The 14080-nt window shown below is 54.0% G+C and carries 12 protein-coding genes; 9 read left to right on the top strand and 3 right to left on the bottom strand.

The window, feature by feature from the left end:
- Positions 1-126: 126 nt before the first annotated feature.
- Complete coding sequence (locus ACFPMF_RS22030; RefSeq protein ID WP_379849114.1) at positions 127-1623, bottom strand: peptide MFS transporter; 1497 nt, start codon at positions 1621-1623, stop codon at positions 127-129.
- A gap of 136 nt (positions 1624-1759) precedes the next feature.
- Here ACFPMF_RS22030 and ACFPMF_RS22025 point away from each other — a divergent pair, with 136 nt between their 5' ends.
- On the top strand, positions 1760-2401 hold the full coding sequence (locus ACFPMF_RS22025; RefSeq protein ID WP_379849112.1) for a peptidoglycan DD-metalloendopeptidase family protein: 642 nt from the start codon (positions 1760-1762) through the stop codon (positions 2399-2401).
- On the opposite strand, the gene ACFPMF_RS22020 is transcribed toward ACFPMF_RS22025, so the two are convergent.
- Positions 2402-2986 (bottom strand): hypothetical protein, encoded by a 585-nt coding sequence (locus ACFPMF_RS22020; protein WP_379849110.1) that lies wholly within the window; start codon positions 2984-2986, stop codon positions 2402-2404.
- A 108-nt stretch (positions 2987-3094) separates the two neighbouring features.
- Between ACFPMF_RS22020 and ACFPMF_RS22015 the strand changes: the two genes are divergently transcribed.
- From ACFPMF_RS22015 to ACFPMF_RS21995, 5 genes are all read left to right on the top strand, one after another.
- Positions 3095-3817: an SIMPL domain-containing protein gene (locus ACFPMF_RS22015; RefSeq protein WP_379849108.1), complete on the top strand. Its 723-nt coding sequence runs from the start codon at positions 3095-3097 to the stop codon at positions 3815-3817.
- Between the two features lie 146 nt (positions 3818-3963).
- A complete protein-coding gene (locus tag ACFPMF_RS22010; RefSeq protein WP_379849107.1) occupies positions 3964-6429 on the top strand; it encodes a zinc-dependent metalloprotease in 2466 nt (821 codons plus the stop codon).
- Between the two features lie 54 nt (positions 6430-6483).
- Positions 6484-6897, top strand: a complete 414-nt coding sequence (locus tag ACFPMF_RS22005) for a VanZ family protein (RefSeq protein WP_379849105.1) — start codon at positions 6484-6486, stop codon at positions 6895-6897.
- A gap of 260 nt (positions 6898-7157) precedes the next feature.
- Positions 7158-8552 (top strand): hypothetical protein, encoded by a 1395-nt coding sequence (locus ACFPMF_RS22000; protein WP_379849103.1) that lies wholly within the window; start codon positions 7158-7160, stop codon positions 8550-8552.
- A gap of 299 nt (positions 8553-8851) precedes the next feature.
- Entirely contained in the window at positions 8852-10231 is a 1380-nt protein-coding gene (locus ACFPMF_RS21995; protein ID WP_379849101.1) for a sialidase family protein, read from the top strand.
- A 74-nt stretch (positions 10232-10305) separates the two neighbouring features.
- On the opposite strand, the gene mdh is transcribed toward ACFPMF_RS21995, so the two are convergent.
- A complete protein-coding gene (gene mdh, locus ACFPMF_RS21990; RefSeq protein WP_379849099.1) occupies positions 10306-11241 on the bottom strand; it encodes a malate dehydrogenase in 936 nt (311 codons plus the stop codon).
- A 244-nt stretch (positions 11242-11485) separates the two neighbouring features.
- Between mdh and ACFPMF_RS21985 the strand changes: the two genes are divergently transcribed.
- The 3 genes from ACFPMF_RS21985 (at position 11486) to gatA (ending at position 13820) form a co-directional block, all read left to right on the top strand.
- Positions 11486-11920: a YkvA family protein gene (locus tag ACFPMF_RS21985; protein ID WP_379849097.1), complete on the top strand. Its 435-nt coding sequence runs from the start codon at positions 11486-11488 to the stop codon at positions 11918-11920.
- 84 nt (positions 11921-12004) lie between these two features.
- Complete coding sequence (locus ACFPMF_RS21980) at positions 12005-12214, top strand: Sec-independent protein translocase subunit TatA/TatB (protein WP_114408458.1); 210 nt, start codon at positions 12005-12007, stop codon at positions 12212-12214.
- Positions 12215-12377: 163 nt separating this feature from the next.
- Entirely contained in the window at positions 12378-13820 is a 1443-nt protein-coding gene (gatA, locus tag ACFPMF_RS21975) for an Asp-tRNA(Asn)/Glu-tRNA(Gln) amidotransferase subunit GatA (protein WP_379849095.1), read from the top strand.
- Positions 13821-14080 lie beyond the last annotated feature (260 nt).

The following is a 14080-nucleotide window of genomic DNA, read 5'->3' as shown; positions in this document are numbered from 1 at the left end:
TATATAGAGTGATGAATGATGAGTTAAGAGTTATGAGTTGGCTCTGCCAGTTTATTGGCTTTTGGGCGGAGCCAACCGCCGGGCGGCCCCGTCATAACTCTTAATTCTTAACTCCTAATTTTTAACTTACTTAACCCCTCCCAGCCAGTTTTTCAATGGCTTGTAGAACAGGAGCATCAGGGCGGCAAAACCGAAGCTGAAATAGACGACACTCATAAACATGTCGGGCATTTGCCGGACGTTTTCTTCGTCGAAACCGCCCGCAAACAAACCGGCGATGAGGTTCCCGAGCGAGGTGCCGACGAACCAGATACCCATTAACTGGCTCATATACCGTTTTGGGGCTAGCTTAGTAAACGAGCTGAGGCCCACCGGACTGAGGCATAACTCGCCCAGGGTGTGAAATAAGTACGTGAACGTCAGGAAAATAGGAGAGGTGAGCTGGCCGGTCAAGGCAACCTTGGACGCCACCACCATCACCAGATACCCGAGGCCCAGCAGCAGCAACGCCACCGCAAATTTCAGGTGTGGGAGCGGATTCTGGTTGCGGTTTCCCAGGAAAATCCAGAGACTGGCCAGTACCGGTGAAAAGAGCAGGATAAAGGCCGGGTTGAAGTTCTGAAACCAGCTGGAGGGCATCTCCCAGCCGAAAAAATTCAGGTCGGTGTACCGATCGGAGAAAATCTGGAGTGATGAGCCCTGCTGCTCGAAACCGGCCCAGAAAATGGCCGACGCCAGGAAAAAGACGAACAGAACGCCGACGCGCTTCTTTTCGACAAGCGTTAACCCTCCGGCCAGCAGAATAAACAGAAAGTACCCCACCGCCGTCAGCGCAATAATGATTCCGGCGCCCTTGGCGAGCCCCTGGGCCGTGGTCAAATCCAGAACACCCGTTAGTTGCAGAACGGCCAGAATACCAATCAGGCCCACCACAAAAAACAGACTCCGGTTCTGGCTGCTGCCTTCAGAGGTGCTGGCGGATTTGACCGGCACATTCCCAAAGTCGCTGAGGTATTTTTGGCCGAAAAGCCGGAAGATGATCAGGCCCAGCAACATCCCGACAGCGGCCGCGCCAAATCCGTAGTGCCAGCCCACTTTCTGCCCCAGGTAACCGACAATGGTGATGCCGAGGAAGGAGCCCATGTTGATGCCCATGTAGAAAATCGAGAAAGCCGCGTCGCGCCGGGCACCCCCTTCGGGATAGAGTTCGCCGACGATGGAACTGATGTTGGGTTTGAGCAGGCCCGTTCCGATGGCCACCGTAACCAGGCCCAGGTAAAACAAGGTGCTGCTACCGGGAATCGCCAGCAGAATATGCCCCAGCATGATCACGATACCGCCGTACCAGATGGATTTTCGCTGGCCGAGAAGGTTGTCGGCGATCCAGCCACCGGGCAGCGAAAGCAGGTAGGCCGAAGCCGTGTAAAGTCCGTAAATAGCCGCTCCTTCAGATTCGCTGAGGCCCATCCCGCCCCGTACGTTGTCGATCAGGAAGAGCAGCAGAATGGCCCGCATCCCGTAGTAGCTGAACCGCTCCCACATTTCGGTAAAAAACAGGACGTAGAGGCCCGTTGGGTGTTTTGCCGAGGGAGAAACGGCGGAAGGTGATGCGATCGTTTGCATTCGAAAAGTTAGGTTGATGAGCGTTAGACGGCGTTAAAATCCGGTTTTTATCGTAAAAAGCACATTAAATATACTCGTTCCGCCGGAATCTCCCAAAACTGGATCGGTTATTACCGAAATGGTCCAACTTTGTGCTATGATTCTACCCGTTACTTTTCAAACCAATCCGTACCTGATTCTGGACTTTACGGAGAACAACCCGGACCTGGCAACGCTCGACCTGACGGATACCGCCGTTTTTACCGATTATGTGTTTGGTCAACTGCGCCGGAACGGAGCCGCTGTGGGCGTCGGCGGGTACAACGAACACCGGGTCATTTACCGGCGCAGTGCGCATTTTAACCAGACCGACGAACCCCGTTGCATTCATCTGGGCATGGATCTCTGGGCGGCAGCCGGCACCCCGGTTTTTGCCCCGCTGGACGGCGTGGTCCATAGTTTTCAGGATAATGACCAGTTCGGGGATTATGGCCCGACACTTATTCTGGAACACGAACGGAACGGAAAACCGCTGTTCTCGCTCTATGGTCATCTCAGTCGGCTGTCGCTGACGGGTTTGCAACGGGGTAAGCGGGTAGCGACTGGGCAGAAAATCGGCGAAATCGGGCCGTATCCCGAAAATGGCGACTGGCCCCCGCACCTGCATTTCCAACTGATGACCGATCTGCTGGGTCATCAGGGTGACTTTCCGGGTGTTTGCTCGGTTTCGGAGCGGGAGCGGTTTCTGGCGATTTGCCCGAACCCGAACGAACTGCTGCGGATTCCGGGGCTGCCCTGACTATTCGGTGATGGTGATCGTGATGGTGTGCGGAGCGACTTCGTCACCACCGAAGTACGGAAAGAGCCGGTAGCGATTAGTATTTTGGCCATTGGGACAGCCGCGGGCGAAGGTGGTTTCTTGTCCCTTGAAGGTAAAAACGTATTTGTCGCCGACAATGCTCAGTTTGTAATTGGCGGGTTGGTTGAGTTCGGCGGTGCCAAGCTCCTGGGAAAACCGCTCCCCATTGCGGTAGCAGTAGGCATAGATGCGCAGGGAGTCATCGCGCCAGTTCCAGCCAAACCGGGCACTGGCCGTTTGGTGGTGTGTGTTGCAGTCGGAAAAACCGTATAACTTGTTGATGTCGTTCTGGTTTTCGGCGAGCTTGCTGGTGTAAATGGCCGAATTGTCAAACGTGACGTTGAAGGACAGGCTGGTTTTGGTGGTAAACGTCAGGGCTTCATGATCCGACGACTGTTCACCAGCTTTGATGCGGTAAACCGTTGTGACGGGAGCAGAAGGGGCAACGGGTTTGCTGGACGGCTCTTTACAGCCCAACAAGCCCAGGTAAATCAGAACGATAAAAAGCGGCCGCAATAATAGCATAGTTTGACTCAGCGAATCGTTAGGACACATTACGGTACAATCAATGGTAACGGCAAATTGAACAAAAGCTTCTGGTAAACGGTAACTAACAAGTAATCTTTTATATCCATGCGTAAACTTTCATTGTTGATTTTAAGTATTCTGAGCCTTTCACCGGCCCTGGCTCAGGTGAACCAGACCCCCGATTTGCCCGCCAACCGCATCGTGGTGCTGGGCGACGCCGAACTCGAACTCCCGGCGGATCAGGTCAGGATAACTGTAACCCTGCAATATTCGGACCCAACTGATGCCCGAAAAGCGTACAATGCGCACCAGGCGGCCGAAAAACAACTGGTAAAACTGCTAAAAGACTATCAGATCGACGAAAAAGACATTCGGTACACCCTGTTGCAGGTGCAGAAAAATCAGAACGAAATTTATCAAACGGGCGAACGACGGCAGGAAGTTGTCACCTTTCAGCAGGTGATTTTCGAACTCAGCAAGCCCGAGCGCTACCCGGCGCTGCAACTGGCCCTGATCAACGCCGGATTCAACCGGTTTCAGGCTTCCTATCGCTCCACCAAAGAAGAGACCAGTAAAAATCTGGTGCTCGAAAAAGCCGTGGAAGCCGCCCGCGAAAAAGCCGTGGTGCTGGCCAAAGCCGCCGGCCGGACGCTCGGAACGGTCCTGAGTGTACGCGATACCGAAGAATCGGATCCGGTTTTGCAAAAACGGTTCGGCCTCGCGACCGAAGCCATGTCGGCCCGGGTAGGATATGGCAGCAACCTGCTCGATATTCCGCAAACCATCCGGATTCCGGCGCAGGTAAAGGTGACTTTTGAGCTGCGATAAACCGGTTACGCTTTTAGAGCGTGTTCAGCGACTCCGTTGGTGGAACAGGCGAGGAGTATGGAGTCAGCGTGGTAATAAACCGTTCGCGGGATGTCATTACTTAATTGTACTTTTTAGTATGTTTAGGTAACAAACCTGCCAAACGAATGAAATACTGTCTACTCCTTTTTTGTTTCCTGTTTTTTATTCGATTCGTACCAGCCCAGACGCCAAGCGGTTCTGTACTAACCATTTCCACGTTTACGAACGGGATGGAAAAACAACCCGGTTTTCTGACATTTTACTGGGATGCCAGGAAGGGGAAGGTCTGGCTGGAAATTGATAAATTCGATACGGAACTGCTCTATTATCCGTCGCTGGCATCGGGCATCGGCTCCAACGATATTGGGCTGGATCGCGGGCGGCTGGGGCAGGAGCATATTGTAAAATTTCAACGCACCGGCCCGAAGGTTCTGCTGGTCGAACCCAATTACCAATACCGGGCGATCAGCACTGATCCGCTCGAACGGCGGGCCGTGGAAGAATCCTTCGCGCAGTCGGTGCATTGGGGGTTTGATATCGTCGCCGAAGAAGGAAACCGGGTGCTGGTCGATCTGACGCCGTTTCTGTTGCAGGATGCCGTGGGGGCCATTCAGGACATCAGCCGGACCCGGCAGGGCAGTTTCCGGCTGGATGCCAGCCGCTGCGCCATGTACCTGCCGCATTCCAAAGCCTTTCCGCAAAACACGGAATTCGAAGCAACCATCACGCTGACCGGCGATTCGCCCGGTGCGTATCTGCGCTCGGTGGTGCCGACGCCCACCTCCGTGACCATGCGCCAGCACCATTCGTTTGTGCAGCTGCCCGAGCCAGGGTATAAATCCCGGGAATTCGATCCGCGGGTTGGCTACGGTGGTATTGAGTATTTCGACTACGCTACACCGGTCAGCCAGCCGATCGTGAAAAAATACATATCGCGGCACCGGCTCGAAAAGAAAGACCCGAAGGCGGCTGTCAGCGAGGCCGTGAAACCGATTGTCTATTACCTCGATCCGGGCACGCCCGAACCCATCCGGTCGGCGTTGATGGAAGGAACCGCCTGGTGGAATCAGGCGTTCGAAGCGGCTGGTTACAAAGACGCTTTTCAGGTGAAACTGCTGCCACCCGATGCCGACCCGATGGATATTCGGTACAACCTCATCCAGTGGGTTCACCGCTCGACGCGCGGCTGGTCGTACGGCGCCAGTGTGATCGACCCCCGCACGGGCGAAATCATCAAAGGCAAGGTGACGCTCGGGTCGTTGCGGGTTCGGCAGGATTATTTGATTGCGCAGGGCCTGGTCGGTAAATTCGATACGGATACCGCGCACGTAGCCGAAATGATGAAGATGTCGCTCGACCGGCTGCGGCAACTGGCCGCTCACGAAGTGGGGCATACACTCGGTTTACCGCATAATTATATCGCCAGTTCGCAAAACCGGGCCTCGGTCATGGATTACCCCACGATGGTGGCCAAAGTAAAAGGCGCTAGCATCGATTTGTCGGATGCCTACACGCTCAGCATTGGAGACTACGACAAATGGAGTATTATCTGGGGCTACCAGGACTTTCCGGCCGGAACCAACGAAAAGCAGGAACTGGACAAAATCGTCCGGCAAATGCACGCCAAAGGGCTGACCTTTCTGACCGATCAGGACGCCCGGCCCGAAAGCAGCGCCCACCCGGCGACCCACCTGTGGGACAATGGCGCGAATGCCGTGGATGAACTGAAGCGGACGATGGAGGTTCGGAAGGTGGCCCTGAGCAATTTTTCGGAAAAGAAAATACCGGCCGGAACACCGATGGCAACGCTCGAAGAAGTATTCGTTCCCATGTACCTGTTTCACCGCTACCAGGTCGAAGCAGCCGCTAAAGTGCTCGGCGGCCAACAATACACCAATGCTTTACGGGGCGACGGGCAACCGGTTTTATCCACGGTCCCGGTGGATGAACAACGCCGGGCGCTGGATGCGTTGCTGGCCACCATTGACCCGCAATTTCTGGCGGTGCCGACATTTTTGCTGAAATCCATTCCTCCGCGTCCGTTCCGCTACAGTCCGAACACGCGGGAGGTATTCAAACGCCGGACGGGGATGACGTTTGATCCGCTGGGGCCGCCCGAAGCCGCCGTTGGCCTGACGCTTCGCTTGATGCTCAACCCGGAACGCTGTGCCCGGCTGGTGCACCAGAAAATGTTTTATCCCAACCAGCTAGGCCTGGACGATGTGCTGTATCAGCTCATTAAAACGGTCTATAAAAAACCAATCGATCGGACCTATACCGGTGAAATTAACCGGATGATTGATCTGAAACTGGCCGAACAGCTGATTGCCCTGGCCCAGAACAAGGAAGCCAGCGGAGCCGTGCGCGATTTGGTCCATCGGGCGCTGCTGGACATTAAGAAACTGGTCGAACCGGTTGCCGCGTCAACCCATTACGGACTGATTACGCACCTGATCCGGCAATACGAACAGAATCCGGCCGAGACAACCACCTCACCGGTTTTGACGCCCCCCGACGGGATGCCGATCGATCCGGGACAGGACTGGTTGGAAGGTTTACGGGGGGAACCGGCCTGCGAATGGGAGCAATAAGCCAGTGACTCAACCGTTTGAAAAATAGGTACTTTAATTTGCTATTACCGGACAATGCGTTTTTCATTTGTTTTTATCGTGCTGGGGATTGCGCTGGTTTTTTACCTGAGCTGGATTCCCAGTCCGTATATGCAGTTTGTGTGGTTTTTACCGGACTGGGTGGCCCGCTGGGCCGATGTTCGAAAGAATGGCGATTTGCGCACCGCCGTTCCTTTCGTCTTTCTGGGGTTTTGCAGCGGAATGATGTTGTCCCGTGCGCAGGCCCCCTGGTTCTGGTGGCTGGCTACCGGTTTCGGCCTGACAATGGTGGCCGTCATTGCGGAGGTGGGGCAACTGGCGTTGCCTTACCGGTATTTTAGCTGGGCCGATATCCAGTGGGGGGCCGCCGGTTCGGTGCTGGGTTTGGCGGGAGCCGTACTGGTTGTCTTCATTGGTCGGCGACTCCGCATCGGCAATCCGTCTGAATAAAGGCAAAACCGGGTTTGTTTTTCCCGTCATCGGGGTTCATTATCAAGGTTTCGGGATGGAAAACCGGTCGCTGGTCAGCCTGTGGGCCGACGGATTGGCTGACTGCATTTTGATGATTCTGGACAAGAATCAACCCGTTTCAAACCCGTTCATTTTTAGGGTCAATGAAATAAGAAAGAAGATAAGTTAGGCTCAAACTGGGTAAATAGGTGGATATTTGTCGTTTATTACTATAATCTTATCCACTTATTCAACCCAACATGAAAAGAATTTTGAGCATTTTCTGCTTATTAGGCAGTCATTTGATTAGTGCCCAGCAGGCCACCGATTCCGCCAGACCGGCCGCCCTTTCCGAGAAAAATGAATTAAAATATAACCTGAATGAGTCCGGTTCGCATTTCTTCAAAGTAACCTTTCTGAACCAGACCTGGCTGCGGCTCAACCAGAGCAATCCCGGAAGCACCGTCGTCAGCGATCCCAAAGACAACACCTTCGACATTGGCCTGCGCCGGACCCGGATGCAGCTATACGGTCAGATCAACGACCATGTGCTGGTGTACTTCCAGTTTGGGATGAACAACTTTAATTTCCAGAACGGTTTTCCGTCATTTAATACCGCCGGGACACCGTCAAACCGGAAAGTACAGGCGTTTTTTCACGATGCGGTGGCCGAATACCGGGTTTGGAAGAACAAAGATTACCTGAAAATCGGAGGGGGGCTGACCATTGTGAACGGGTTGTCGCGCTTCAGCCAGCCCGGCGTAAGTTCAATTCTGTCGATGGACGTGCCGGTTTTTGCCCAGGCTACGGTGGATCAGACGGATGAGTTTGCGCGTAAACTGAGCGTGTATGCGCGCGGTCAGGTCGGTCCGATCGATTACCGGTTTGCCGTCAGCGATCCGTTCCCGATTCAGACCAGTGGAGCGGTTCCGCCCGCGCTGGGGCCCAATGCCAGTTTTGCGTTGAAAGGGCATCATAAACAGTTTCAGGGGCTGTTGCTCTACCAGTTCTTCGATAAAGAGTCCCACCAGACTCCCGGCTACCTGACCGGAACCTACCTGGGGAAGAAGAAAATCTTTAATCTCGAAGCCGGTTTTATTACGCAGAAAAATGCTACCTGGCATACCGGGGAGACTCCGGCTGATACGGTTTACCAGAATTTGAATCTCTGGTCGGTCGCGGCTTTTCTGGACATGCCGACCAATCGGGCGACCGGAACAGCCATCAGCGCCTACCTCGGTTATTTCAACCTGGATTATGGCAAAAACTACCTGCGCTATAACGGGATCATGAACCCGGCCACCGGCACGACCCGGCCCATCGGTGGGTTAGGCGGAACGCAGGGGAACGCGTTTCCAATGTTCGGAACGGGTAGCGTCATTTATTCGCAACTCGGCTACTTGTGCCGCCAGGATTTGCTGGGTAGCGCGGGAACACTGATGCCGTACGCCCAGGCCCAGGTCAATAATTTTGACCGCATCAACGGCAGCATGGGTGTCTATAGTCTCGGACTAAACTGGCTGCTCAAAGGACATATGTCCAAACTGACACTCGACTACCAGAACCGTCCTTACTTCCAGGCTTTGCCGTCGGGGCAACTCAATGCGGAGGGGCGCCGCGGACAGTGGGTTTTGCAATACCAGGTATTTATTTGATGACCAGGGGGTAGCATGAAAGGGAGGTCTGACAGCCTCCCTTTTTCGTTGGAGCAATTTGCAGCATACGGTTTTCGAAGCCTGTCAGGTACCGAAAACAGGAGGTTCGCTTGCCATTGAAGCGGGGAGAAAACAAAATGGCAACAAACGATAAATAGTACCACAAATGAAGAGAATAGTAGTAGACCCCAGTAAGCGAGGGGGGTATTTTTGCCCTGGAGCCGATCGGACACCTATTCATCAGCGGCCTATCCTGGAAACCCTAAATCGGACGTCCAGTCCTTAGAAACTGTACAGCAATGCAAAGAAACGAGACTGAAAACCCATCCCGAAGGAGTTTCCTGCAAAAAGCAGCCCTCCTGACGACCTTACCCGTCAGCCAACTGACCGCATCGGTCGAAAAGCCGTCCTCTCAGGCAGTTGAGGTAGGAAATTTACCGGAAATGATTGAAGCCAATGGCCGGTTACGGCTGCAGTTCGGGAAAGAAACCGTGGTGATTTCAAGGGGGCTGCAACCGTTTATGGTGGTCACCAAAACCGGCGCGATTGTGGTGCAGGCCCAGTTACCGGAAAAACCGTTTCCGTCCAAACGCATCTCTTACGGATCCGCCCTGGAGACGGTGATTTCGCGGGATAACGGCAAAACCTGGACCACAATTCCGCTGAAACCCGGCGAGAACGGGTTGAATCTGGAAGGGGGCGGTGTTCAGTTGAAGGACGGCACACTGGTCGCGCTGGACACCTACATGACGCCGGGTAAGAAAGATGGTCAGGGTTTGGGACAACTCTATACGTCGCGCGATGACTGGCAGACGGTGGATGGGCCTCAGGAGGTTGTTTTCGAGGTCCCCAACGCCGATTTTTACGCGTCCAAAGACGACGGGGGGCATCCACACGAGGCCCAGCGAATCCATCGCCGGATTCTGGAAATGCCCAACGGGGATCTGTTGACCACGTATTATGGCTGGAAAAAAGGTGACCGGACCCCTTCGACCTACATGCCCACCATGATGAAGATGCGGGTTCTGTTGGTCCGTTCGACCGATAAGGGCAAGAGCTGGAAGCAGGTTTCGACCATTGCCGTTGGTCCGGAGATCGGTACGGAAGGGTTGGACGAGCCGGTCATTACCCGCATCAGTAAGGGGCCAAACGCCGGGCGACTGCTTTGTCTGATGCGGACGGGCCGGGAGTTGCGGGAGGCTTACTCGGACGACAATGGGGCCAGCTGGAGTCCGCATTATCCCCGGATTTTTGCCGGATTGGATATTTATCGTACGGAGCTCTGGGGAGACTGGCTGCAAAACCAAACCGATGCGACAGGCAAACCGGTGCAGGAAGTCAAACCGGATGACCTCCGGGGCGCGGTAGTCGATCCGGATCTGATCGAACTGCGGAGTGGTTTGCTGGTAGCCGCCTTCGGGGTGCGGGTTCCGCAGAAAGCGTGCTGGAAATATCCCGGGCATTCCTGGAATGGGAACTATCTGGCGTTTAGTGAAGACCACGGAAAAACCTGGCCCAATGTGGTGCGGCTTACCTCCGGTGTCATGACGACGCATTACATGGCCATTGAAGAATTGCGAACCGATAATCAAATTTACGTGACCTACGATCAGGGGGCCTGGGGAAAACCCAACCGGAATATCATCGGACGAACCCTGGATATTACCCTCAAAGGCTAAGGCGGATCGTTTGCCGCGTTGACATCAAAAAGGGCACCGACAAGTGCCCTTTTTAGTGGAAGAAAACCGGCTCATTACAGGTCCAGCGTTTTCAGAACATCGTTCATGTTCCGAACGGCGTCGGCTGATTTGTTGAAAGCCGCCTGCTCATCACCGTTGAGTTCGAAATCAATGATTTTTTCCCAACCGCTACGACCGATCACGACCGGAACGCCCAGGCAGATATCCGACTGGCCGTATTCGCCTTCCAGGTACACGCAGCAGGGGAACACCCGCTTCTGGTCGCGGACAATGCTTTCGACCAGGATGGCACCCGCGGCACCCGGTGCATACCAGGCCGAGGTGCCAATCAGTTTCGTCAGCGTGGCACCGCCTACCATCGTATCAGCCGCTACTTTTTGCAGCGATTCGGCATCCAGGAAGTGACTAACCGGCACGCCCGAGTAAGTGGCCAGCCGCGTCAGCGGAATCATTGTCGTATCGCCGTGACCGCCGATGACCGTGCCCTGTAAATCGTTGGGCGAACACTTTAGCGCCAGTGACAAATACGTTTTAAACCGGGCCGAATCCAGAATTCCCCCCATCCCGATGATGCGGTTTTTGGGCAGACCGGACGATTTCAGCGCCAGGTAGGTCATCGTATCCATCGGGTTGGAAATAATCACAAAAATAGCCTCCGGGGAGTATTTCAGGATGTTTTCGGTAACTCCTTTGACAATGTTGGCGTTGGTACCGATCAACTCTTCGCGGGTCATACCCGGTTTCCGGGGAAGGCCCGATGTGATCACGACAACATCCGAATTGGCGGTTAATTCGTAATTATTGGAAGAACCGGTAATCTTAACATCGCAGTCCAATAAAGTAGACGCCTGCAGCATGTCCAGCCCTTTGCCTTCGCTCAGCCCTTCTTTAATATCCAGGAGGACAACTTCCTCCGCTAGTTCTCGGCGGGCGATGTTATCGGCACAGGTCGCTCCAACCGCCCCGGCACCTACTACGGTAATTTTCATAGAGTTAGTGGTTTTAAGTTTTCGTTTCCCGGTTCACTTGGTAGAGAACCGTTTTAATTATTGTGGTTAAATCAATGGGTATACAACTGATTCATTGCCAACTATTTTAACGGGTACAAAAATAGGAGAGCCGCCGAACACTGCTATTGTAGAACCGGCTTTTTTTTAAGAAAGCAGACTTTTGAGGGAAAAAAAGTGTTATAGTGGTGTTTTCGTATTCAAACGCACTACCCGAACACTACATATGGCAAACCGTCGGTTATTATCGGCAATTTTGAGTTCTATTTTCTTTCGACGTTCGACCAAGAAGGCGTCCCGGTATGCCCGGAGTGGCAAAAGCCTGCTGGAATTAGTGCAGCGGGTTGCCGACAAAACCAGGGTACTGGGCGTGGGGGCCAGCTACTCGGCGGCCAAGGATCATATCAACATCGTGGTGCGGATGGTCCGGGCGTATGCAAAAGGCGAATACCGGGCCATTTCCGGCAAAACGCTGCTGCGGATGGTGGCGGTTCTGGTGTACTTTGTGTCGCCGATCGACTTCATCCCCGACGTCCTTCCGATTCTGGGGCTGACCGACGATATTGCGCTTATTTTGTGGCTGGTCAGCTCCGTTTCCGACGATATTGAGCGGTTCCGGGATTGGGAGCGGACGCACCCATCGTCGATTAAAATTGGGTGAAAACGTTTTTTTTGTGCACAATAAATTCGTAATAATCGTTACATTTGTAAAGAGGTTCTGCATACACTTATAATTCATACTATCATGGCATTACTCACAATTTATGCATTCTTAGGCTCACTCGGTGGAACCGAACTCCTTTTGATTGGTTTGGTGATCCTGTTGTTCTTCGGTGCAAAACGCATTCCTGACCTGATGAAAGGCCTTGGCAAAGGCATCAAAGAATTTAAAGACGCTACCAAAGACGTTCGCGAAAATATCGAGGAAGGACTTCGCGATACGAATGTTAAATAAGGAGTTTTGAATGCTGAAAGGCGTTAATGGATGAATAGATTGATCCTGTAGCTATTGATTCATTCGGGCTTTTATTCATTCAGGACGTTTCGTTATTTCAGACAACAGCTCGGCCTGACTGGTCGTTCTGTTGTCTCTTTTTTTCTACCAGTCGTACCCGATTATGCCTCTAAAACCGTACGAATCTCTCGCCGGGATTCAGCGCGATTTGGCCGCCGGAGCCATTACCTGTCGCCAGTTGGTTGAACATTACCTGCAACGGATCGAAGAAAACCGCCACCTCAATGCGTTTGTTGCCGTCTATGCCGATGATGCCCGCCAGCGGGCCGATGAAGTAGACGCCAGATGGCAGGCCGGCACCGCGGGTCGTCTGGCCGGAATGGTGCTCGGTATCAAGGACGTACTCTGTTACGAGCAGCACGGCGTTCAGGCCGGAAGCCGGATTCTGGACGGTTTTGTGTCGCAGTTTACCGCCACCGCCGTGCAGCGGGTGCTGGACGAGGATGTGATCATTATCGGGCGGCAGAATTGCGACGAGTTTGCGATGGGCTCATCGAACGAGAATTCGGCATTCGGGCCGGTGCGGAATGCCGCGGATACCAGCCGGGTGCCGGGTGGATCGTCGGGCGGTTCAGCCGTGGCGGTTCAGGCCGGTTTGTGCCTGGCGTCGCTGGGGTCGGATACGGGCGGGTCGGTGCGGCAACCGTCGGCTTTCTGTGGTACGGTAGGCTTAAAACCAACGTACGCGCGGGTATCCCGCTGGGGGCTCATTGCCTATGCTTCCTCCTTCGATTGCATCGGACCGATTACGCATACGGTGGAAGACGCGGCCCTGCTGCTGGAAATCATGGCCGGCCCCGATGTCTTCGATAGCACGGTCAGTCGAAATCCGGTTCCGGCGTATAGCCAGAACCTGACCCTGAACCGCCCCTTGCGGATCGGTTATCTGCGCGAAGGCGTGGAAAGTGAAGGGGTCGATCCGGCGATTCGGCAACAAACGCTGGGGGCACTGGATTGGCTGCGCGAGCAGGGGCACACGGTCGAACCGGTGGATTTCCCGTTGCTGAAACATATTCTTCCTACCTATTATATTCTGACGACCGCCGAAGCGAGTTCCAACCTGTCGCGCTTCGATGGCGTCCGCTACGGTTTTCGGAGCCCCGAAGCCACGGATCTGGAGTCATTGTACAAAAAATCCCGGACCGACGGTTTTGGCGATGAAGTCCGTCGGCGGATTATTCTCGGAACCTTCGCGCTCAGCTCCAGCTATTACGACGCCTATTATACGAAAGCCCAGCAGGTCCGCCGATTAATCAAGGATGAAACCGATGCCTTGTTTGCGCAATACGATCTGGTGGCTTCGCCGGTAACGCCGACCACGGCCTTCCGGATCGGCGAGAAAGCCAGCGATCCGCTGCAAATGTACCTGGCTGATATTTTCACGGTACAGGCCAACGTGGTTGGTTGCCCGGCCATTTCCATTCCGAACGGGACGGACAACGAGGGCCTTTCCATCGGTTTTCAGCTGATGGCTGCACCATTCGGTGAAGCGGATTTACTGGCCACGGCCCAGGCGCTCACGGAGCGGGAGGGCGCGCTGGCGTAGAACGTCCAAAGCCCCCCGGATCGACCCCGTTGTGAAATCATTTCGTTCTGGAAATTATTTCTGACACGATAGACGCGTCTGTTTTCGTTTCCTTTCCAGAGAAAGGCACGGTAATTGAAGCGGGATCAGCAGTTTAGCGGTCAAAACCAGCCTCCGTTTTGCGGAACGGTTGAATAGGTTTTTCCGCTTGTTTGCGTAAAAGTTTGACGAAAACTGTTTTTTGTCCTATTTTTATCCACCATACCGTTCTTTCCTCCGGA

The organism is Larkinella bovis (assembly GCF_042655385.1).
Classification (GTDB): domain Bacteria; phylum Bacteroidota; class Bacteroidia; order Cytophagales; family Spirosomataceae; genus Larkinella; species Larkinella bovis.
This window is presented reverse-complemented; position numbering and strand designations above follow the sequence as displayed.

Excerpts from the sequence above, each read along its gene's own strand:
- ACFPMF_RS21980 (WP_114408458.1), top strand. The coding sequence starts at position 12,005 with ATGGCATTACTCACAATTTATGCATTCTTAGGCTCACTCGGTGGAACC.
- ACFPMF_RS22025 (WP_379849112.1), top strand. The coding sequence starts at position 1,760 with ATGATTCTACCCGTTACTTTTCAAACCAATCCGTACCTGATTCTGGAC.
- ACFPMF_RS22030 (WP_379849114.1), bottom strand. The coding sequence starts at position 1,623 with ATGCAAACGATCGCATCACCTTCCGCCGTTTCTCCCTCGGCAAAACAC.
- ACFPMF_RS21985 (WP_379849097.1), top strand. The coding sequence starts at position 11,486 with ATGGCAAACCGTCGGTTATTATCGGCAATTTTGAGTTCTATTTTCTTT.
- ACFPMF_RS22005 (WP_379849105.1), top strand. The coding sequence starts at position 6,484 with ATGCGTTTTTCATTTGTTTTTATCGTGCTGGGGATTGCGCTGGTTTTT.
- ACFPMF_RS22010 (WP_379849107.1), top strand. The coding sequence starts at position 3,964 with ATGAAATACTGTCTACTCCTTTTTTGTTTCCTGTTTTTTATTCGATTC.
- ACFPMF_RS21995 (WP_379849101.1), top strand. The coding sequence starts at position 8,852 with ATGCAAAGAAACGAGACTGAAAACCCATCCCGAAGGAGTTTCCTGCAA.
- mdh (WP_379849099.1), bottom strand. The coding sequence starts at position 11,241 with ATGAAAATTACCGTAGTAGGTGCCGGGGCGGTTGGAGCGACCTGTGCC.
- ACFPMF_RS22015 (WP_379849108.1), top strand. The coding sequence starts at position 3,095 with ATGCGTAAACTTTCATTGTTGATTTTAAGTATTCTGAGCCTTTCACCG.
- ACFPMF_RS22000 (WP_379849103.1), top strand. The coding sequence starts at position 7,158 with ATGAAAAGAATTTTGAGCATTTTCTGCTTATTAGGCAGTCATTTGATT.
- gatA (WP_379849095.1), top strand. The coding sequence starts at position 12,378 with ATGCCTCTAAAACCGTACGAATCTCTCGCCGGGATTCAGCGCGATTTG.
- ACFPMF_RS22020 (WP_379849110.1), bottom strand. The coding sequence starts at position 2,986 with ATGCTATTATTGCGGCCGCTTTTTATCGTTCTGATTTACCTGGGCTTG.